General features: G+C 70.4%; 15 protein-coding genes. 5 read left to right on the top strand and 10 right to left on the bottom strand.

Annotated elements, in window-relative coordinates; genetic code table 11:
- Positions 1–22 precede the first annotated feature (22 nt).
- From H4F98_RS05435 to H4F98_RS05425, 3 genes are read left to right on the top strand one after another with little or no spacing between them, the layout of a single operon-like run.
- Positions 23–316: a hypothetical protein gene (locus H4F98_RS05435; protein ID WP_182685626.1), complete on the top strand. Its 294-nt coding sequence runs from the start codon at positions 23–25 to the stop codon at positions 314–316.
- Positions 313–579: a hypothetical protein gene (locus tag H4F98_RS05430; protein WP_343064732.1), complete on the top strand. Its 267-nt coding sequence runs from the start codon at positions 313–315 to the stop codon at positions 577–579. The genes H4F98_RS05435 and H4F98_RS05430 overlap by 4 nt, the downstream gene beginning before the upstream one ends.
- A 10-nt stretch (positions 580–589) precedes the next feature.
- Complete coding sequence (locus H4F98_RS05425; RefSeq protein WP_182685623.1) at positions 590–2,182, top strand: PepSY-associated TM helix domain-containing protein; 1,593 nt, start codon at positions 590–592, stop codon at positions 2,180–2,182.
- A gap of 1,111 nt (positions 2,183–3,293) precedes the next feature.
- Here H4F98_RS05425 and H4F98_RS05420 read toward each other — a convergent pair.
- From H4F98_RS05420 to H4F98_RS05385, 8 genes are all read right to left on the bottom strand, one after another.
- A complete protein-coding gene (locus H4F98_RS05420; protein ID WP_182685621.1) occupies positions 3,294–5,525 on the bottom strand; it encodes an NADP-dependent isocitrate dehydrogenase in 2,232 nt (743 codons plus the stop codon).
- 238 nt (positions 5,526–5,763) lie between these two features.
- On the bottom strand, positions 5,764–7,104 hold the full coding sequence (locus H4F98_RS05415; protein ID WP_343064731.1) for a DUF58 domain-containing protein: 1,341 nt from the start codon (positions 7,102–7,104) through the stop codon (positions 5,764–5,766).
- A gap of 25 nt (positions 7,105–7,129) precedes the next feature.
- Positions 7,130–8,182, bottom strand: a complete 1,053-nt coding sequence (locus tag H4F98_RS05410) for an AAA family ATPase (RefSeq protein ID WP_182685617.1) — start codon at positions 8,180–8,182, stop codon at positions 7,130–7,132.
- Positions 8,179–9,537 carry a DUF4350 domain-containing protein gene (locus H4F98_RS05405; RefSeq protein ID WP_182685615.1) on the bottom strand — a complete coding sequence of 453 codons (1,359 nt, stop codon included), beginning with the start codon at positions 9,535–9,537 and terminating at the stop codon, positions 8,179–8,181. Before H4F98_RS05405 ends, H4F98_RS05410 begins: the two co-directional genes overlap by 4 nt.
- A complete protein-coding gene (locus H4F98_RS05400) occupies positions 9,534–11,150 on the bottom strand; it encodes a DUF4129 domain-containing protein (RefSeq protein ID WP_182685613.1) in 1,617 nt (538 codons plus the stop codon). Before H4F98_RS05400 ends, H4F98_RS05405 begins: the two co-directional genes overlap by 4 nt.
- Positions 11,147–12,172 (bottom strand): stage II sporulation protein M, encoded by a 1,026-nt coding sequence (locus tag H4F98_RS05395; RefSeq protein WP_182685611.1) that lies wholly within the window; start codon positions 12,170–12,172, stop codon positions 11,147–11,149. Before H4F98_RS05395 ends, H4F98_RS05400 begins: the two co-directional genes overlap by 4 nt.
- Complete coding sequence (locus H4F98_RS05390) at positions 12,169–12,903, bottom strand: RDD family protein (RefSeq protein WP_246372895.1); 735 nt, start codon at positions 12,901–12,903, stop codon at positions 12,169–12,171. The genes H4F98_RS05395 and H4F98_RS05390 overlap by 4 nt, the downstream gene beginning before the upstream one ends.
- Before the next feature lie 65 nt (positions 12,904–12,968).
- Positions 12,969–13,511 carry a gamma carbonic anhydrase family protein gene (locus H4F98_RS05385; RefSeq protein WP_182685610.1) on the bottom strand — a complete coding sequence of 181 codons (543 nt, stop codon included), beginning with the start codon at positions 13,509–13,511 and terminating at the stop codon, positions 12,969–12,971.
- 82 nt (positions 13,512–13,593) lie between these two features.
- Here H4F98_RS05385 and H4F98_RS05380 point away from each other — a divergent pair, with 82 nt between their 5' ends.
- Positions 13,594–15,012 carry a coniferyl aldehyde dehydrogenase gene (locus tag H4F98_RS05380; RefSeq protein WP_182685706.1) on the top strand — a complete coding sequence of 473 codons (1,419 nt, stop codon included), beginning with the start codon at positions 13,594–13,596 and terminating at the stop codon, positions 15,010–15,012.
- Positions 15,013–15,298: 286 nt separating this feature from the next.
- Here H4F98_RS05380 and H4F98_RS05375 read toward each other — a convergent pair whose 3' ends face one another.
- A complete protein-coding gene (locus H4F98_RS05375; RefSeq protein WP_182685609.1) occupies positions 15,299–16,606 on the bottom strand; it encodes a type II toxin-antitoxin system HipA family toxin in 1,308 nt (435 codons plus the stop codon).
- A 2-nt stretch (positions 16,607–16,608) separates the two neighbouring features.
- A complete protein-coding gene (locus H4F98_RS05370) occupies positions 16,609–16,854 on the bottom strand; it encodes a helix-turn-helix transcriptional regulator (RefSeq protein WP_182685608.1) in 246 nt (81 codons plus the stop codon).
- A 320-nt stretch (positions 16,855–17,174) separates the two neighbouring features.
- Between H4F98_RS05370 and xth the strand changes: the two genes are divergently transcribed.
- Positions 17,175–17,948, top strand: coding sequence for an exodeoxyribonuclease III (gene xth, locus H4F98_RS05365; RefSeq protein WP_182685607.1), 774 nt, complete (start codon positions 17,175–17,177; stop codon positions 17,946–17,948).
- Positions 17,949–18,031: the final 83 nt, after the last annotated feature.

The following is an 18,031-nucleotide window of genomic DNA, read 5'->3' as shown; positions in this document are numbered from 1 at the left end:
CCCTTGGGTCCCGGACGATCGCATGAGCCTGCTCCTTGCCCTCGCCACCGGCCTGCTGGCCTGGACGTCCGCGCTGGCGCTGTACGCCGGCAGCGGGCATTGCCGCTGGCCGAGGCTGCGCGTGCCGCGGCCTCGCGGCAGCGCCATCGGAGCCGCGCTGGCCGCGCTGGCCCTGGCGACGGCGATCGCCGACCTTGGGGTCGGCGCGGGCCTGTGCGCGATGCTCGCCCACTGGATGCTGGCCATGCTCGTGCTGCCCTGGCTGGGCGCCTGGCGGGAGGTCGCGGCACCCTCGCCGACCCGGGGGCGACCATGATGTGGGGACGCGCAAGCGCGGCCCTGGTGCCGGGCTTCTTCCTCGCCGCCGGCCTCATGGGCCTGGCCTGCTGGACCCTGCCGGGCCCGTGGCAGTCGACCCTGGTGCCGGGCCTGGTGGCGTTCTTCCCGCTGTGGATCTGCGTGGCCGGCGCCGCGTTCGCCTTCGCCAGCGGCGCGCGCGCCTGGGCCTGGCTGGGCGGTCTCGCCATCGCCAGCCTGGGCGGCCTGTGGCTGCTGCAGCACGCCGGCTGGGTGCAATGAGGCCAATGCCATGAAGCTCGCCTCGCGCACCTTGCGCACCTTCACCGCGGTGCATACCTGGACCGGCCTGGTCGCCGGTTTCGCCCTGTTCGTGGCGTTCTATGCCGGCGCGCTGACCGTCTTCCACCACGACCTGCAGGCCTGGGAGTCGCCGCGCACGATGGGCGCCGCGCCGGAGACGCTCGACGACGCGCAACGCCTGCTCGACGCGACCCTGGCGCGGCATCCCGCCGCGCGCGTGCACCTCGGCATGGTCTTCCCCGGCGGCGAGTACCCGGTGGCCTCGAGCTACTGGCAGGACGAGGCGGGCACCTGGCGCTTCGCCACGCTGCAGGACCTGGAAGGCAGCGAAAAGCCCTTCGGCGGTACCCTGTCGGAGCTGGTCAACCTGCTCCATTACTCGCTGGGGATACCGGTCGCCGGGACCTGGCTGATGGGTGCGGTGAGCCTGCTCTACGGCCTGGCCCTGCTGTCGGGCCTGGTCATCCACCTGCCGAAACTGCTCGGCGACCTGTTCGCCCTGCGCCCCGGCCGCAACCTCAAGCGCTTCTGGCAGGACGCGCACAACGTGATCGGCGTGCTCAGCCTGCCGATGCACATCATGTTCGCGGTGACCGGCGCCCTGCTGTGCCTGGCCTTCGTGACCCTCATGGCGATCGACCCGCTGGTGTACCGCGGCGGCGGCATGCAGGCTGTCCCTGCCGCGATGGACACCGCGCCGCGGGTCGAGCCCGCTGGCATGCCCGCCGCGCCGGCGCCACTGGCGCGGATGGTCGACATCGCCACGGCCACCGCGCGGGCGCAGGGCCTGGATGCGTTCGAGCCGGCGTATCTCAAGCTCGCCCACGGCGGCGACGCCCGCGCCACCCTCGAGATCACCGGTGAGTCGCCCGGTGCGCTCGGTCCGCTGGGCACGGTGGCGCTGGACGCGCACACCGGCGACGTGCTGGCGACCCAGTTGCCCGGCACGCGCGATGCGAACCACGCCACCCTGGCCGCGGCCTACGCCCTGCACTTCGGCGAGTTCGGCAACGCCGGGGTGGCCTGGCTGTACTTCCTGCTGGGCCTGGGCGGGGCGTTCCTGTTCTACTCCGGCAACCTGTTGTGGATCGAGTCGCGACGCAAGCGACGCCAGGTCCAGCAGGCGCGGGCGCCGCAGGGCATGGCGCGGGCGACGGTCGGCGTCTGCCTGGGCGTCTGCGTGGCGATCTCGGTCGCCTTCGTGGCCACCCAGTTGCTGCAATGGCCCGTGCTCGGCTTCGGTGGCGAGCTCGAGGGCGGCGTCCGCCTCGCCTGCTTCGGTACCTGGGCGGCCTGCGCGGCCTGGGCGGCGCTGCGGCCGCCGGCACGTGCGGCGCGCGAGTTGCTCGCCGCCGCCGCGGTCGCGACCGCGCTGGTGCCGCTGGCGCACGGACTGGCGACCGGTGCGTGGTTCTGGCGGGCCGCGGCTGCGGGCCACTGGAACCTCGTCGCCATCGACCTCGGCGCCCTGGCCCTGGCCTTCGGTTTCGCCTGGCTGGCCCGGCTCACCGCACGCCGGGCCCGCTCGGGCGATCCGCACAGCGTGTGGGCGGACCCCTCCGTGCAGGCACGCGAGGCTTGAGCCTGTCTTTCGGGGGCCGCGGGCCGGCTCCGGCGGACCGTCGCCATACCAAGAAAGAAAGCGCCCTGGGCGGGGGCGCTTGTTGGGATGACGCAGGCTCAGGCCGACAGGGCCATGGGGTGGGTCGAGCATAAGGCGATCCACCATGGCTTCCGGCGAACGCGCACGATGGGTTTTGCTTCGCGCTACCCATCCTACGAAGCCACGAACGCCGGATCGCCAGCCGCGTAGCCCGGGTCAGCGAAGCGCACCCGGGGCCCCGGCAAGGCGAAGGCTGGACCCCAGCGTTAGCTGGGGTGACGGCCTGTGGGGGCTACCGGCAAGGACGCGGCCACGGCATCGTCGTAGGGTGGGTAGAGCCAAAGGCGAAACCCACCGTCGCGCAGCCGCACGCATGACGAACGATGGGTTTTGCTTCGCGCTACCCATCCTACGAAGCCACGAACGCCGGATCGCCAGCCGCGTAGCCCGGGTAAGCGAAGCGCACCCGGGGGCCTGGTGAGGCCAAGGCTGGACCCCAGCGTTCGCTGGGGTGACGGCCTGTGGGGGCTACCGGCAAGGACGCAGCCGCGGCATCGCCGTAGGGTGGGTAGAGCCGAAGGCGAAACCCACCGTCGCGCAGCCGCACGCATGACGAACGATGGGTTTTGCTTCGCGCTACCCATCCTACGAAGCTGCGAACACCTGATGGCCAGCCGCGTAGCCCGGGCAAGCGAAGCGCACCCGGGGGCTTGGTAAAGACAAGGCTGGATCCCAGCGTTCGCTGGGGTGAGGCTGACCGCTTGCGCGGCACTGCCGCGCGGTCAGGGCGAACGCCCAGCGCGCTGCGCTGGGCCGGGGGGTATCTGGCCAGCCCTGCTAATGGCTGGATCCCAGCGTTCGCTGGGGTGAGGCTGACCGCTTGCGCGGCACTGCCGCGCGGTCAGGGCGAACGCCCAGCGCGCTGCGCTGGGCCGGGGGGTATCTGGCCAGCCCTGCTAATGGCTGGATCCCAGCGTTCGCTGGGATGACGAGCAGAGGCACTCCCCGCGCCGCGCCGCGTCCATTCCCCATTCCCCAAAAAAAAGCGCCCCGGGCGGGGCGCTTTTCGTGGTGATGTCGTGCGGGAAACTCAGGCCGACAGCGTCGCCAGGGCATCGTTGAGGGTCCGGCTGGGGCGCATCGCCTTGCCCAGCAGCGCCAGGTCGGGGTGGTAGTAGCCGCCCATCTCGACCGGCTGGCCCTGCACGGCGTTCAGTTCGGCGACGATCGCGTCCTCGTTGTCGGCCAGTGCCTTCGCCACTGGGGCGAAGGTGGCCTTCAGGGCCGCGTCGGCGTCCTGCGCGGCCAAGGCCTGGGCCCAGTACATCGCCAGGTAGAAATGGCTGCCGCGGTTGTCGAGTTCGCCGACCTTGCGCGAGGGCGACTTGTTCTCGTCGAGGAAGCGGCCGTTGGCCACGTCGAGCGCATCGGCCAGCACCTTCGCGCGGGCATTGCCGGTGGTCTCGGCCAGATGCTCGAGCGAGGCGGCCAGGGCGAGGAACTCACCCAGCGAATCCCAGCGCAGGTGGTCCTCGGCGACGAACTGCTGCACGTGCTTGGGCGCGCTGCCGCCGGCGCCGGTCTCGAACAGGCCGCCACCGGCCATCAGCGGCACGATCGACAGCATTTTCGCGCTGGTGCCCAGCTCCATGATCGGGAACAGGTCGGTGAGGTAGTCGCGCAGCACGTTGCCGGTCACCGAGATGGTGTCCTCGCCGCGGCGGATGCGCTCCAGCGACAGCTGCATGGCCTCGACCGGCGAGAGCACGCGGATGTCCAGGCCGGCGGTGTCGTGGTCCTTGAGGTACTGCTCGACCTTGGCCGCGAGGTTGCGGTCGTGCGCGCGCTGCGGGTCCAGCCAGAACACCGCCGGCGTGCCGCTCAGGCGCGCGCGGGTGACCGCCAGCTTGACCCAGTCGCGGATCGGCGCGTCCTTGGTCTGGCACATGCGCCAGATGTCGCCGGCCTCGACCTCGTGCTTCATCAGGACCTGGCCGGCGTCGTCGAGCACTTCCACGGTGCCGTCGGCCGGGATCTGGAAGGTCTTGTCGTGGCTGCCGTATTCCTCGGCCTTCTGTGCCATCAGGCCGACGTTGGGCACGCTGCCCATGGTGGCCGGATCGAACGCGCCATGCGCCTTGCAGTCGTCGATGACGGCCTGGTAGATGCCGGCGTAGTTGCGGTCCGGGATCACGGCCTTGGTGTCCTGCAGCTGGCCCTGGGCATTCCACATCTGGCCCGAGTCGCGGATCATCGCCGGCATCGACGCGTCGACGATGATGTCGCTGGGCACGTGCAGGTTGGTGATGCCCTTGTCGGAATTCACCATCGCCAGGCCCGGGCGCTCGGCGTACAGCGCCTCGATGCCGGCCTTGATGTCGGCCTGCGCGTCTTCCGGCAGGCGCGGCAGCACGGCATACAGGTCGCCGATGCCGTTGTTGGCGTCGAAACCGGCGCGCTCCAGCGCGGCGGCGTGCTTGTCCAGCACCGGGCGGTAGAAGCCGCGCACGAAGGCGCCGAAGATGATCGGGTCGGAGACCTTCATCATCGTCGCCTTCAGGTGCAGCGAAAACAGCACGCCGCGTGCGCGGGCGTCCTCGATCTGGGCGTCCACGAAGGCCGACAGCGCGCGCGCGCTCATGCAGGTGGCGTCGATCACCTCGCCGGCGCTGACCGCGATGCCGGTCTTGAGCATGTTGCTGCGGCCGTCCGCGCTGGTCAGGCGGATCTTCACGGTACCGGCCTGGTCGACGACCGCCGACTGCTCGCTGCCGTAGAAATCGCCCGATTCCATGTGCGCGACGTGCGACCTGGAGTCCGCGCTCCACTTGCCCATGCGGTGCGGGTGCTTGCGGGCGTAGTTCTTCACCGACAGCGGCGCCCGGCGGTCCGAGTTGCCCTCGCGCAGCACCGGGTTCACCGCGCTGCCCTTGGTGCGGTCGTAGCGCGCCTTGATGTCGCTTTCCTGCTCGCCCTTCGGCTCGTCGGGATAGTCCGGCAGCGGATAGCCCTGGCCCTGCAGTTCCTTGATAGCCGCCTTGAGCTGCGGCACCGAGGCGCTGATGTTGGGCAGCTTGATGATGTTCGCGTCCGGCGTCTTGGCCAGCTCGCCGAGCTCGGCCAGGTGGTCGCCGATCCGCTGGTCCTCGCCGAGCAGGTCGGGGAACTGCGCCAGGATGCGGCCGGCCAGCGAGATGTCGCGCGTTTCGACGGCGACCCCGGCGGTGCCGGCGAAGGCTTCGACGATCGGCAGCAGCGACTGGGTCGCCAGCAGCGGCGCTTCGTCGGTGAGGGTGTAGATGATCTTGGGGCTGTTGGGCATGGAGGGACTCGCAGGCAGTGGGCGGGCGCAGCCGCCGGACGGCGCGCGATGGACCCCCTATTGTCGCAACCGTACGGTTTCAGGGCAAAGGTGCAGGCGGGTGCCTGAATGCATGTGCATATAACCGGGCCGCTGCATGCACTGCCCCCGGGGTCCAGGCATGGGCTTCGATGGGCCCCGACCCCGCTTCCGCCGCGCCTGGACGCGCCGTCCACCGCCGCGGGCCCCGGGTCGCGCCTTAGAGCAGGCCGTCGCGCTTGACCGCCAGGTAGCGCTCGACCAGGGCCGCGGGCAGCTGTTCGCAGGTGACGTCCAGGACCATCACGCCATGGTTGCGCAGGGCTTCGTGGGCGGCGTCGCGCTGCTGCAGGTAGCGGGCGGTCGCGCCGGCATGCACCGCGCCCGGCAGGTCCTCGACAGGCGCGGCGAGGGCGCGGTCGAGTGCGATCTCGCGCAGGCTCGCCACGCACACGAGGTGCCGCTTCTTCAGCAGCGAGACCGCGGCGAGCACGTCGTCCATGTCCTCGTCGCGCAGGTTGGTCACCAGCATCACCAGGGAACGGCGCCGCTGTCGTACCGACAGCTCGGTGGCCGCGGCGAGGAAGTCGGTCGCCACCGGCGAGGGCTGCAGTGCATAGCTGCCGCGCAGCAGGCCCTCGATGGCGCCCGCGCCGCGCCGTGGCGGCACCCAGGTACCGTCGCCGCCGGCAGCGAGCATTCCGACCGCGTCGCCCTGCCGCAGCGCCAGGTAGGCGACCACCAGGGCCGCGTCGAGGACGTGGTCGAAATGGGCCAGGCCGCGGCCGTCGTCCAGCGCGTCGCGCGCCAGCAGGCGGCGACCGGTGTCGAGCAGCAGCACGAGTTGCTGGTTGCGTTCGTCCTGGTACTCGCGCGAGATCAGCTTGCGCGCGCGCGCGGTGGCCTTCCAGTCGATCTGGCGCAGGCTGTCGCCGATCCGGTACTCGCGCATCTGGTGGAAGTCGGTGCCCTCGCCGCGGCGGCGCTTGAGATGGGCGCCAACCAGGCGCGAGGCCTGCTCGGCCGAGAACATGGCGAACTTCGCCAGCGGTGCGAAATTGGGGAAGACCCGGACCGCCTGCGGCTCGCCGGCCACCTGCAGGCGCGTCCACAGCCGCCACGGCGAATGCTGCCGCAGGTGCACCCCCTCGAACAGGAAGTCGCCGCGCGCGTTGGCGGTCAGGCGGTACTCCAGCGCGCTGGCTTCGCCGCGGCGCAGCGCCACGCGCCGCGGCAGGCCGGCCATCGACCAGCCCACCGGGTGCAGGTCGAACACGTCCACGGTCTGCGCCCCCGGCGCCTCCAGTGCCAGGACGACGGCACGTTCGACGCCGATCGGCCAGGTATCGGGGATCGTGCGCCGCACCGCCGGCAGGGGCCGGCGCCAAAGCCGTGCGAGGTCGAGCAGGAGCACGGCCGCGAACGCGCCGCCGGACCCCCACCAGGCGCTGGCCGGCAACGCGCCGGTGCTGGCGGCCAGGCCGCACAGCGCCCAGGCGACCAGCCCGCCCAGCAGGGGCGGGGCGGGACGCGGCAGCCGTCGCGACGGGGTGGCGGGCACGGGCGCGCTCATGGCGTGGCGGGCATCACTGGCGCGGGGCCTCGACCTTGGCCAGCAGGGCCTTGAGCACGTCGTCGGGCGCCTGGCCCTCGATCTGCAGTTCCGGCGCCAGCGCGATGCGGTGGCGCAGCGCGGGCAGGGCGATCTCGCGGATGTCGTCCGGGGTCACGAAGTCGCGGCCCGACAGGACCGCCTGCGCCCGCGCCGCGCGGACCAGGGCCAGGCTGCCGCGCGGACCGGCGCCCATCGCGATCCCCGCCCAGTCGCGGGTCGCGGCGACGATGCGCACGGCGTAGTCGATCACCGCCTCGTCGACGGTGACCTGCGCGGTGCCCGCCTGCATCGCCACGATGTCCTCCGGCCCGGCCGCGCGCCGTACGCGCGCCAGGTCGAAAGCGGCGGCATTGCGGCCCCGGCTGACGGTGCCGACCATGCGGACCTCGTCGGCGCGGCTGGGGTAGCCGATCAGCACCTTGAGCAGGAAGCGGTCCAGCTGGGCCTCCGGCAAGGGGTAGGTGCCCTCCTGCTCGACCGGGTTCTGCGTGGCCAGGGTGAGGAAGGGCGGCGGCAGCGGGAAGCTGCGCCCCTCGATGGTCACCTGCAGCTCGGCCATCGCCTCGAGCAGGGCCGACTGGGTCTTGGCCGGCGCGCGGTTGATCTCGTCGGCCAGCAGCAGGTGGGTGAAGATCGGCCCGCGGCGGATGTTGAAGGTCTCGCTCTTGGGGTTCCAGACCGCATGGCCGCTGATGTCGCTGGGCATCAGGTCGGGCGTGAACTGCACGCGCGCATGGCCGCAGTCGAGCGCCTGCGACAGCGCGCGCACCAGCAGCGTCTTGCCCAGCCCGGGCACGCCTTCGATCAGCACATGGCCGCCGGCGAGCAGGGCGATCAGGATCTGGTCCAGCACCTCGGCCTGGCCGATGAAGGCCTTGCCCACTTCCTCGCGGATCGCGGCGGCGCGTTCGCTGAGCGCGGCGCCGGTCAGCGGCGCCGGCGCGGGCGCGGCCGGGGTGGCTTCCGCGGGCGCGGGACCGCCGGTCGGCGTGTCGGGAGGCAGGGGGTGGTCGGCAGGATTCATAGCTGGTTCCTCAGGCGGATCAGGGTGGCGATCCGGGCGCGGAAGGCCGCGGGGTCGCGGGCGGGGGGCGTCGACAGGGCGTCGCGCACGTCGTTGGGGGTCATGCCGAAGCGCTCGGCGATCAGCGCCGCCTGCGCATCGCCCTCGAGCGCGGCGGCCTGCGGGTCGCGGCGGCGCAGGCGGGCCATGAACGCGGCGCGGACGGCCTCGTGCAGCACGTGGCCGTAACCGTAGCGCCAGGCCAGGTCGCCGCTGGCGCGCACGTGCTCGAGCAGGGAGCGGCGCTCGGCGGGCGGCGAGGGCAGCAGCGGGCCGAAGCGCGGCATGCGCGCCCACAACCAGGCGAACAGGGCCAACAGCAACGGCAGCCAGGCCATCCAGCTGTGCAGGAACAGCCATCGCCACAGCGAGGGCATCTGGGCGGCATAGAGCAGGTGCGCGGTGCCGGCACGGTCGTTGGGCGCGAACAACTGCCGGGTGAGCGCGACGTGAGGGGCATCGCGCAGCTTCTCGTTGGTCAGGAAGTCGAGTTCGGCGACCACGTCCACGCTGCCGCGGCCGTGCGGCAGGCGGGCGTAGACATAGCGGCCGACGTCGGTCGCAGCGGCAGGGTCTTCGCGACGGGCGCGCAGTTTGGCCCGCACCGATCCCTCGTCGTTCGAGTGCTCGTCCGTCCCGGTCTTGGCGAGGGTCTTGCCGCGCGTCGTCGGTGCGCCTGTTCCGCCCGGGTCGGCCTGTCCGGCGCCCGGCCCGACGACCGGATAGGCGTCCACGGCCGCGGATGCCGGGTCCGGCACGCCGTCGGCCTCGACCGGATGGCCGCTCAGGGCGTCGGGCTCCCACGCCACCGCGGGCCGGGTCGAGAGGTCGAAGGCGCGACCGCCGCAGAACTCCACGTGCGAGTCCTCGCCCTCGACGATGAGGGGCGTACAGCCAGCCGAGCGGCCCAGGGCGACCCCGATGGCCTCCAGCAGCGGTGCATTGGCCTCCACGGTCAGCGCCTCGGGCGGTGGCGTGCGCACGATCAGGTGGCCGCCGCCCTCGACGAAGTCCAGCAGCGCCTGGCTGTCGGCCGCCGACAGGCGGCGCGGGTCGTTGAGCAGGAGCACGGTGTCGCGCCCCCCGGGAGCCACTTCGCCACCGTCCAGTCGCTGGCGCATGTCGACCGTCCAGCCCGCCTCGCGCAGCGACAGGCCCAGCACGTAGAGTGGGTTGTAGGTGTATTCGCCGAACGGCGGCAGGTCGACCTCTTCCTCGACCCGCTCGTGCGTCTTGAACCACCACGCGCCCAGGGCGATGGCCAGCGGCAGTCCGATCGCCAGCCCGAGGGCGATGGCGCGATGGCGTGGGCTCATGCCGGCACCTCCGTCGACGGCGCGTCGCCGCGACGCCAGTCGAAGCGATCGGCCAGCAGCGCCAGCTGCGCCTCGAATGCGTCTTCGGCGGGCAGGCGCCCGGCGTAGGCGGCGTACTGCCATTGCCGCACCATGGCTTCGAAGGCCTCGCGGTCGGCCGGCTCCGGCATCCGGCGCGACGCGCGCAGCACCGCCGCCTCGGTCGCACCGGGGACCAGCACCACGTTGGCGCGCGCGCTCATCGCCGCGACGCTGGCGCGGTACAGCAGCGCCAGCGCGTCGCGCGCATGGCCCGCCTGCCACAAGCGGCGCACGGCGGTGGGGATGTCGTCGGGCAGGGGGGCGGGCGCTTCGGTCGGCGTACGCTCGATCTCGGCGTCCTCGCGCACGCGCCGGCGCATGCCGCCGCGCAGCCAGGGCAGCCAGCGCCGGGCGGTGACGAGCAGGACGATCGCCAGCATGCCCGCCAGGAACCAGAGCCCGTACTCGCCGGCCAGGGCGATGGCCTTGCCGATCGCTTCGGCGAGCCGGGCCAGCGCGCTCATGTCCCGTGGCGCCTTCTCTTCGTCCTCGTCGTCGATCGGTTTCCAGGTGGTGACCGTGCGCCTGGGCGAGACCGTCGGGTCCTCGTATGCACGCGCCACCGCCTCGCGCAATGCGGCGTCGTCGGCGACATCGCCGAACACGGCGGGCAGGGTCGGAGGGCCGCTGGGCACCTCTTCCCCTGCGTCGTCGGGGTCGGGTTCGCCGGCTTCCTGCGCGACGGGGGCGGTGCCCGTGTCCGCCTCCTGGCCCCATGCAGGTGCGAGCGCGGCCGGGCCGAGCAGGGCGAGGGCCAGCAGCAGCGGCGCGCTGGCCCGGGACAGCCGCGCGGCCAGGCGGCGCAGCACGATCTCGATGTCCCAGGCCTCCACTTCGGTGCGCCGGTTGAGATAGAGCCCGAACCCGGCGCCGACGTAGAACGGCTGGATGAGCGTCACCGCCAGCCAGTAGACCGCGTTCGTGGTCAGGTCCAGCCAGGTGGGGGGTGCCTGCATCGCCTCCCACAGGCCCTGCGCGGTGCGGGCCAGGTACTCCGGCGGCACGAACAGCAGCGCCAGCGAGATCGTGCCCAGGTACACGGCGAGCTCGAAGTGCACGCACAGCAGGGTGGTCAGCGAGGCGACGCCGTAGCTCGGCCCAACGAGGATGCGCCGGCGCGCCCGCGCTTCGGCGCCCTGGCCGCCCTCGAGCAGGTCGACCGGCAGGTTCATCGAACGCACCGGGCTGAGCCGGCGCCAGGTGAGGTAGGGCAGCAGCCAGCGCACGCCCCAGGTGAACTGCGCACGCAGGGTATCGGCGGTGCCGGGGACGGTGCCGAACACCGCACGCGACAATACGTACAGGGGGATGCGGTCGAAGGCCGGCTTGAGCCACCACATCGTCAGCGGCGCCAGCCACATCATGCCCACGCCCCAGGCCAGGGCGTTGACGGCGACGAACATCGCCGCGCTGGCGAGCAGCCAGGGGACCCAGATCGCGCGGGCGTGGCGGCGGGTCAGGGCGGTGCCCAGCTCGACCGCTTCCCAGGCGGTGCGTGGACGCAGCGCGACGGTCAGCGACTCCAGGTTCATGCGCCGGTACCCAGGTCGTCTTCCGCGTCCAGCGGTCCCAGGTGGCGGCCGCCGAGCATCAGCCAGCCCAGTACCCCGGCCCACAGGCCGGCGCCGACGGTGTACTTGATCCAGGCCGGCATCCAGCCGATCGACGACCAGAAGGCCTCGACGAAGGCCGCGAACAGGAGCATCGCGAAGATGCCCACGCACAGGCGCGCGCCGCGCATGCCGCCCTCGACCAGGGCATCGATGCGCCGTCGCCGGCCCGGCGCGACCAGCCCCAGGCCCAGCCGCAGGCCGGCCCCGCCGGCGATCACGATCGCGGTCAGCTCCGGAGCCGAATGGCCGGCGACGAAGCGCCAGAACGGATCGCCGTGGCCGACCGCCTGCAGGTGCCCGGCCACGCCGCCGATGGTGATGCCGTTGAACACCAGCACCACCACCGAGCCGATGCCGGCGAGCAGGCCGCTGGCGAAAGTGCGGAAACCGATGCTGATGTTGTTCCAGATGTAGTGGCCGAACATCATCAGGTTGGTTTCGCTGTCGCGGCCCAGTGCGCGCTCCGGGTCGGCGGGGTCGTACATCTGCTCGAACTGGGCCAGCTGCTGCGGCTCGAACAGCGACGCGGCGATCTCCGGCCGCATCTGGATGGCAACGAAGATCGTCGCCAGCGGCAACGCGAACAGCAGCAGCGAGGCCAGCATGCAGCCGCGCTCGGCGCGCACCAGGCGCGGGAAGCCGGCCACCAGGAACTCCAGCGCGGACTGCCAGCGCGGCGGAGGCGTCTGGTACAGCACGCCATGCCCGCGCAGCACGATGTCCTCCAGCCGCTGGGTGAGCACCGCGCTGTAGCCGCGGCGGCGGGCGAGCGCGAGGTGCTGGCACAGGCGCCGGTACCGGGCCGGCATCTCGTGGTCGCGCAGGCCCTCCCAGCCACGGCGCTCCCGGCGCGCCTTGCGGGCCACGCTGCGCGCGTCGAGCCAGTCCTCGAGGGCCTGCCACTCGGCGTCGTGGCGCTGGACGAAGCGTTCCTGCTTCATCGGCCCAGCAAGCCGTTGGCGATCGCGTGCAGGCGATCGATGGCGACGGGCCCGCGCGCGCCCAGCCAGGGCGAGGCCAGCTCGGCCAGCTCCACCTGGCGCTCCATGCCCAGGCGCGGCGCGCGCTCGGCATAGGCGATCACGGCGGCCTGCTCGTGCGGCAGCAGCGGCACCGGCGATGCCATCGCGGCCTGCGCGGCGACCGCCCGCGGCGCGGCCGCGCGCGGCGTGTGCACGACCAGGGTGCCGGCGACCATGTCGCCCAGGCGACGGCCCCACGGATCGGCGAAGCCGGCCAGCAGGCCGATGGTGTACCCGAAGGGCAGCATGTCGACCACGCGCAGCAGGTTGCGTGCGATCGCGGCGAGCCAGCCGACCGGGGCGCCGTTGCCGGCGACCACGCGCAGGCCGAGCAGGCGCTTGCCCGGGGTAAGGCCATTCCACAAGGCCTCGAAGGCGATCGGGTAGATCCAGAAGATCACGAACAGGGCGATCGCCAGCGGGCCCATGCCGGCCTTGCCGAGCAGGCCGAGCACCACGCTGACGGCGAAGAACGTCGCACCGCGGACCGCGAAGTCGACCAGCCAGGCCAGGGCGCGCGGCATCGGGCCAGCCGCGGGCAGGCGCAGGGACACGCCCTCGGGCGTGACGACGTCGCGACAGGTATCGAGCACCGGCGCCCCCGGCGTCCCGGCCCCCGTCATCCCGAACTCAGCGCGCTTCCCTGCCATGTGTCCCCGTATTCGTTCCGTTCACCCGTTCCCCCGTGCCGTGGCCCCCGGCCGTGGCGATGTCCTCAGGTGCCGGCGACGCCGAGGTAGCGATCCTTCAGCCTGACGTAGTGCTGCGCACTGTACTGCAGCTGTTCGATCTCGCGTTGTCCCAGTTTTCGCACGAAGCGCGCCGGGTTGCCAAGCCACAGTTCCGCCTCGCCGACGGTTTTTCCCGGCGGTATCACCGCGCCGGCGCCGACGAAGCCGTAGGGCTCGACGGTCGCGCCATCGAGTACGCACGCCCCCATGCCGACCAGGGCGAATTCGCCGATCGTGCAGGCATGGATGATCGCCCCGTGGCCGACGGTGACGTCGTTGGCGATGACCGTCGGAAGCCCGCCCGGGCGGGTGAACGGCCCCTCGTGGGTGACGTGGACGATGGTGCCGTCCTGGATGTTGCTGCGCGCGCCGATGCGGATGGTGTTGACGTCGCCACGGACCACGCAGCCCGGCCAGATGGAGACGTCGTCCTCCAGTTCGACCTGACCGATCACGGTGGCGGCGGGGTCGACGTACACGCGTTCGCCGAGGCTTGGAAACGTATCGAGGTAGGGGCGCAGGGTCATGCGTCGATTCTAGCCGGTGGGGGCCGGCGACGCGCGGCGCGGCTTCATCGTCCGCGCATCGCGCCTTGGCTACACTGCCGCCATGGACATCGTCGCCGACACCACGCCCGGGCAGCTGGACGCGACCCATCGCGCCCTGCGCGCGGCATGGCTGGCCCGCAGGCCCGCGCTGGCACAGCGGCGCGACGACCTCGTCCGCCTGCGCGATGCGTTCCGTGCGCGGCTCGACGCGATGGACGCCGCGATCCGCGCCGACTTCGGCCACCGCTCCGAGCACGAGAACCGGATCTCCGAAGCCATGGTCACGCTGTCGGCGATCGACGACGCGCTGGCCCACCTGCGCAAATGGACGCGCCCGCGGCGCGTGGGCACCGGCTGGCGCTTCTGGCCGGCCACGGCCCAGGTGCGACCGGTCCCGCTGGGCGTGGTGGGGATCCTGTCGCCGTGGAACTACCCGGTGAACCTGGCCCTGATGCCGCTGGTGTCGGCGATCGCCGCCGGCAACCATGTCTACCTCAAGCCCTCCGAGCACACGCCGCGCACCAGCGCCTGGCTGCGTGACTTGCTGGCCGACGTGTTCCCCGCCGATCGCGTCGCCGTCGCCCTGGGCGGTCCCGCCGTTGGGGAGGCATTCGCCGCGCTGCCCTTCGACCACCTGTTGTTCACCGGTTCGACCGCGGTCGGCCGCAAGGTGATGGCAGCCGCGGCGCCGCACCTGACCCCGGTGACGCTTGAACTGGGCGGCAAGGCGCCCGCGCTGGTCTGCGCGGACTATCCGGTCGAGAAGGCGGCCGCGCGCATCGCCACCGGGAAATGGTTCAACGCCGGGCAGACCTGCATCGGCGTCGACTACGTGCTCGTCGATGCGGCGCGCCAGGAGGCCTTCGTCGCGGCCCTGCTCGGCGAGCTGCAGGCGCGCTACGGGACACTGGCGTCCCCGCGCGACTACACCCGGATCATCAATGCCCGGCAGTACGAACGCCTTCATGGCCTCGTCGCCGAGGCGCGCGCGCGTGGGCTGGCGGTGGTCGAACCCTTCGGCGCCGCGTCGCCCGACGCCGGGGCCGGCCTGTTCCCGCCGACGCTGGTGCTGGCGCCCGACGATGGTGCGGCGGTGATGCAGGAGGAGATCTTCGGACCGATCCTGCCGGTGCTGCCCTACGGGTCGCTGGACGATGCGATCGCGCGCGCCAACGTATTCGGGCGTCCGCTCGCGCTGTATCCGTTCAGCCATGACCGGGCGAGCATCGAGCGGATCGTCTCGGAGGTGCCGGCCGGCGGTGTCACCGTCAACGACACGCTGCTGCATTTCGGCGTGCACGGGCTGCCCTTCGGCGGCGTGGGGCCCAGCGGCATGGGCGTGCTCCATGGGCGCCATGGCTTCGACACCTTCAGCAAGCTGCTGCCGGTCTTCCACCAGTCCCGCCTCGCCGCCAGCGACCTGCTCAAGCCGCCGTACACCGGCTGGGTCGACCGGTTGATCCGCTGGCTGTCGAGGTAGCGGGGCGCCGCAGTCCACGTAGTCGGGCCCCGGCATGAGGCGTCGAAAATCGTAGGGTGCAATAAGCGCGACGTCCCGCCGACGTCCCCCCACCTTTGAGTAGCACGGCGATTTGGAGTCCAATCCCCATGAACCACGGACTCTAAAGAGCCCCGCTACTGAAGGCGGGGGGACGTCGGAACCGCCAACGCCTTGACCAACCACCGGGGCGGATCGCTCGTTTTTTGACTTTGAGAGAGGGGAAAGCGATTGCGCACCCCCTCGTCTTTGGCACCGGCCTGTCTTTTCACAGGCCTGCCCGCAACACTTTCATCCGGCGCTCGACGCCAGCGCTAACAGATTTATGCAGCGCTGGCGGGAAGTCTGCTGGCAGTTCGCTTTCGAGCGATGTAAGCGCGGATTCTATTCGATTAGCGATGTCTTCAACGGCCTTCCGAACGAGGGAAGGCGAGAGGCCCGCCGCATCCCCGGTCTGGAAGAAGTGCCGGGTTTGAATTTCATCGAAGCGGTAGTGGTTGCTGTTGCCTACCGACATGGCAAGCTTCATCTGCTTGCGTTCGATCTGGCGCGCATCGAGGCTGGGCTGCGCGGTCAGCACATCGTATAGCGGCGTCATGGCGTAGCTTCCGCCGGGATGCAGGAAGATGCTGATGTTCTTAGCGTGTCCGTCGGTCGCGCCGATCAGCCAGAAGACCAGTTGCGCTTGGAGCAGCGTGCGATGATCGTCGGCAGGCGAGTCGGCGCCTTTGAGAAGTTCCGCAATGTTCCGAATGCCGGGGCCGCCGTCGCTCTGATATTTGCGTGCCGGTGGCACGGACAGCGCCTGGCAGCAGTCCTCCTGCGGCAGGCGGATCAAACGACCATTGCTCCAAACCCGATCGAAGCGTTCAACGACCAATGCCTTGGTCTCGCCGAATGTCGCGATTTCGGCGTGATTGACCGATAGGCCGAGATGTTTCAACAGTTGCAAGCAATAGAACTCGTTCTCGACACTGTTGGAAAGGTCGATGCCGTTCGGCAATTTGCCGATCTGCGGCTTGAACAAGTGTGTGGTCGGCGTGGTGCCATGCGGCTTGAGCCATTGGCCGTCCAGCAGGAGCAGAGCGGTCTTTTCCTGCGCGCCTGCGACTGAGATTCTGAAGTCATCGTCCCGACTGAGGCCCAGCGGGGCTTGCGCCAGCGACTTGAGCAGCCGTTCGATGGCTTCATCGTCGAGTGGCTCCCCGGAGAGCGCTGATGTGCTTTCCGGCGCAGCATCGCCGGCGATGAACTGCAAGGCGCCGATGCAGTCCCTGCCAATCGCAGCCAGCAAGCTGTAGGCATCGGCGCCGGCCGCACCGACCTTCTCGGCCACGCGCTTTCGTAGATCGTCCAAGTCTGGCAACAGGTTCTCGAAGACCGCGGCGACCGGCTCGCCGCGCCAGGGGTCCTCGCGCAGCGGGAGTGACAGCGAGACTGGAAAGGCCCTGCTGCGCTCTAACCATTCACGGTCGTAACGGAACTCGATGGCACCGCTGGGCTCCTTCATCAGATGCCCGACCAACCGATCGTTCTGGTACACGCGCAGCGGCGGATGTCGACGTGTCCTGGCCATGATCAGATCAGGTCCTGGGGATCGGAACCGCGGCTGCGGGCGGCGATCTGAAATTCCAGATCGAGCGCTGCCAGCACCGACAGCATCGTGTCGAGCCGGGTCGCCGGATTGCCGGTCTCGATCAACGAGATGGTTTCTTGTCGCAAGCCGACGCGATCGCCCAGCTCGCTCTGGCTCATCCCTAGGCGCTTGCGGTTGCGGCGGATGGTGGTGCCGATCTGCTTGGGTGTGCGGGCCAGGTCGTACATAGCTACCTCCTCCGTAGGACTATGTGCCAATTCCTATAAGGAGTCAATATGATGATTGGCGCATATTTCTGACTTATGCGCTGAACACGATAAATGTACGATATCGATCGTAGCGCATAAGCCGACGTTCCCCGAGTTTCAGCGCTTCGAACGGTTTCAACGAATGCTGAAACAGAACCGTGTGGTGAAATGGCTTTCGTTGCGCTCGGCAGTCAAGCGATCGGCGGCTCTGGCTACCAAAGAAAGTTGGGGGTATCGGTGGCGGTACGCTCAACAAGACTTAATAATAAAAACAGTGAAATCAATAGATTAGTACATCTATGAAAATCGTCAGCTGGAACGTCAACTCGCTCAATGTCCGCCTGCCGCACCTGCAGCAGTGGCTCGGCGATGCCGCGCCCGACGTGGTGTGCCTGCAGGAGACCAAGCTCGAGGACAGTCGCTTCCCCGACACGGCCCTGCTCGAACAGGGCTACCGCAGCGTGTTCTCCGGGCAGAAGACCTACAACGGCGTGGCGATCCTGTCGCGCGAGCCGGCACGTGACGTGCAGATGGGGATCCCGGGGTTCGAGGACGAACAGAAGCGCGTGATCGCCGCGACCATCGGCGACGTACGCGTCGTCAACCTGTACGTGGTCAACGGCCAGGACGTCGGCACCGACAAGTACGCTTACAAGCTGCGCTGGCTCGAGGCCGTGCACGCCTGGGTCGCCGAGGAGCTGCAGCGGCATCCGCGCCTGGTCGTGCTGGGCGATTTCAACATCGCGCCCGACGACCGCGACGTGCACGACCCGGCGATCTGGAACGACGACCACATCCTGACCTCGACCGCGGAACGCGAGGCCCTGCGCCGGCTTTGCGCCCTGGGCCTGCACGATGCCTTCCGCCTGCATCACGAGGACGGCGGCATCTTCAGCTGGTGGGACTATCGACAGGCCGGATTCCGTCGCGATCGCGGCTTGCGCATCGACCTGACCCTGGTCTCCGATGCGCTGCGCGCGCACTGCGCCGCCGCCGGCATCGACCGCGAGCCGCGCACCTGGGAGCGCCCCAGCGACCACGCCCCCGCGTGGGTGTCGTTGGGTGATTGGTGATTGGTGATTGGCGATTGGTGAAAGGAAAAGGCCCGCTGGAGCGGGCCTTTTCCTTGCTAATGATCGGTGTTTCGAATCACCCA

Source organism: Marilutibacter spongiae (assembly GCF_014145325.1).
Classification (GTDB): Bacteria; Pseudomonadota; Gammaproteobacteria; order Xanthomonadales; family Xanthomonadaceae; genus Marilutibacter; species Marilutibacter spongiae.
Note: the sequence above shows the minus strand (reverse complement) of the source record. Positions and strands in the feature narration are given on the sequence as shown.

Bases quoted from the DNA above. Each gene is read 5' to 3' on its own strand.
- H4F98_RS05435 (WP_182685626.1), top strand. From the start codon at position 23: ATGAGCCTGCTCCTTGCCCTCGCCACCGGCCTGCTGGCCTGGACGTCC.
- H4F98_RS05430 (WP_343064732.1), top strand. From the start codon at position 313: ATGATGTGGGGACGCGCAAGCGCGGCCCTGGTGCCGGGCTTCTTCCTC.
- H4F98_RS05425 (WP_182685623.1), top strand. From the start codon at position 590: ATGAAGCTCGCCTCGCGCACCTTGCGCACCTTCACCGCGGTGCATACC.
- H4F98_RS05420 (WP_182685621.1), bottom strand. From the start codon at position 5,525: ATGCCCAACAGCCCCAAGATCATCTACACCCTCACCGACGAAGCGCCG.
- H4F98_RS05410 (WP_182685617.1), bottom strand. From the start codon at position 8,182: ATGAATCCTGCCGACCACCCCCTGCCTCCCGACACGCCGACCGGCGGT.
- H4F98_RS05405 (WP_182685615.1), bottom strand. From the start codon at position 9,537: ATGAGCCCACGCCATCGCGCCATCGCCCTCGGGCTGGCGATCGGACTG.
- H4F98_RS05400 (WP_182685613.1), bottom strand. From the start codon at position 11,150: ATGAACCTGGAGTCGCTGACCGTCGCGCTGCGTCCACGCACCGCCTGG.
- H4F98_RS05395 (WP_182685611.1), bottom strand. From the start codon at position 12,172: ATGAAGCAGGAACGCTTCGTCCAGCGCCACGACGCCGAGTGGCAGGCC.
- H4F98_RS05390 (WP_246372895.1), bottom strand. From the start codon at position 12,903: ATGGCAGGGAAGCGCGCTGAGTTCGGGATGACGGGGGCCGGGACGCCG.
- H4F98_RS05385 (WP_182685610.1), bottom strand. From the start codon at position 13,511: ATGACCCTGCGCCCCTACCTCGATACGTTTCCAAGCCTCGGCGAACGC.
- H4F98_RS05380 (WP_182685706.1), top strand. From the start codon at position 13,594: ATGGACATCGTCGCCGACACCACGCCCGGGCAGCTGGACGCGACCCAT.
- H4F98_RS05375 (WP_182685609.1), bottom strand. From the start codon at position 16,606: ATGGCCAGGACACGTCGACATCCGCCGCTGCGCGTGTACCAGAACGAT.
- H4F98_RS05370 (WP_182685608.1), bottom strand. From the start codon at position 16,854: ATGTACGACCTGGCCCGCACACCCAAGCAGATCGGCACCACCATCCGC.
- xth (WP_182685607.1), top strand. From the start codon at position 17,175: ATGAAAATCGTCAGCTGGAACGTCAACTCGCTCAATGTCCGCCTGCCG.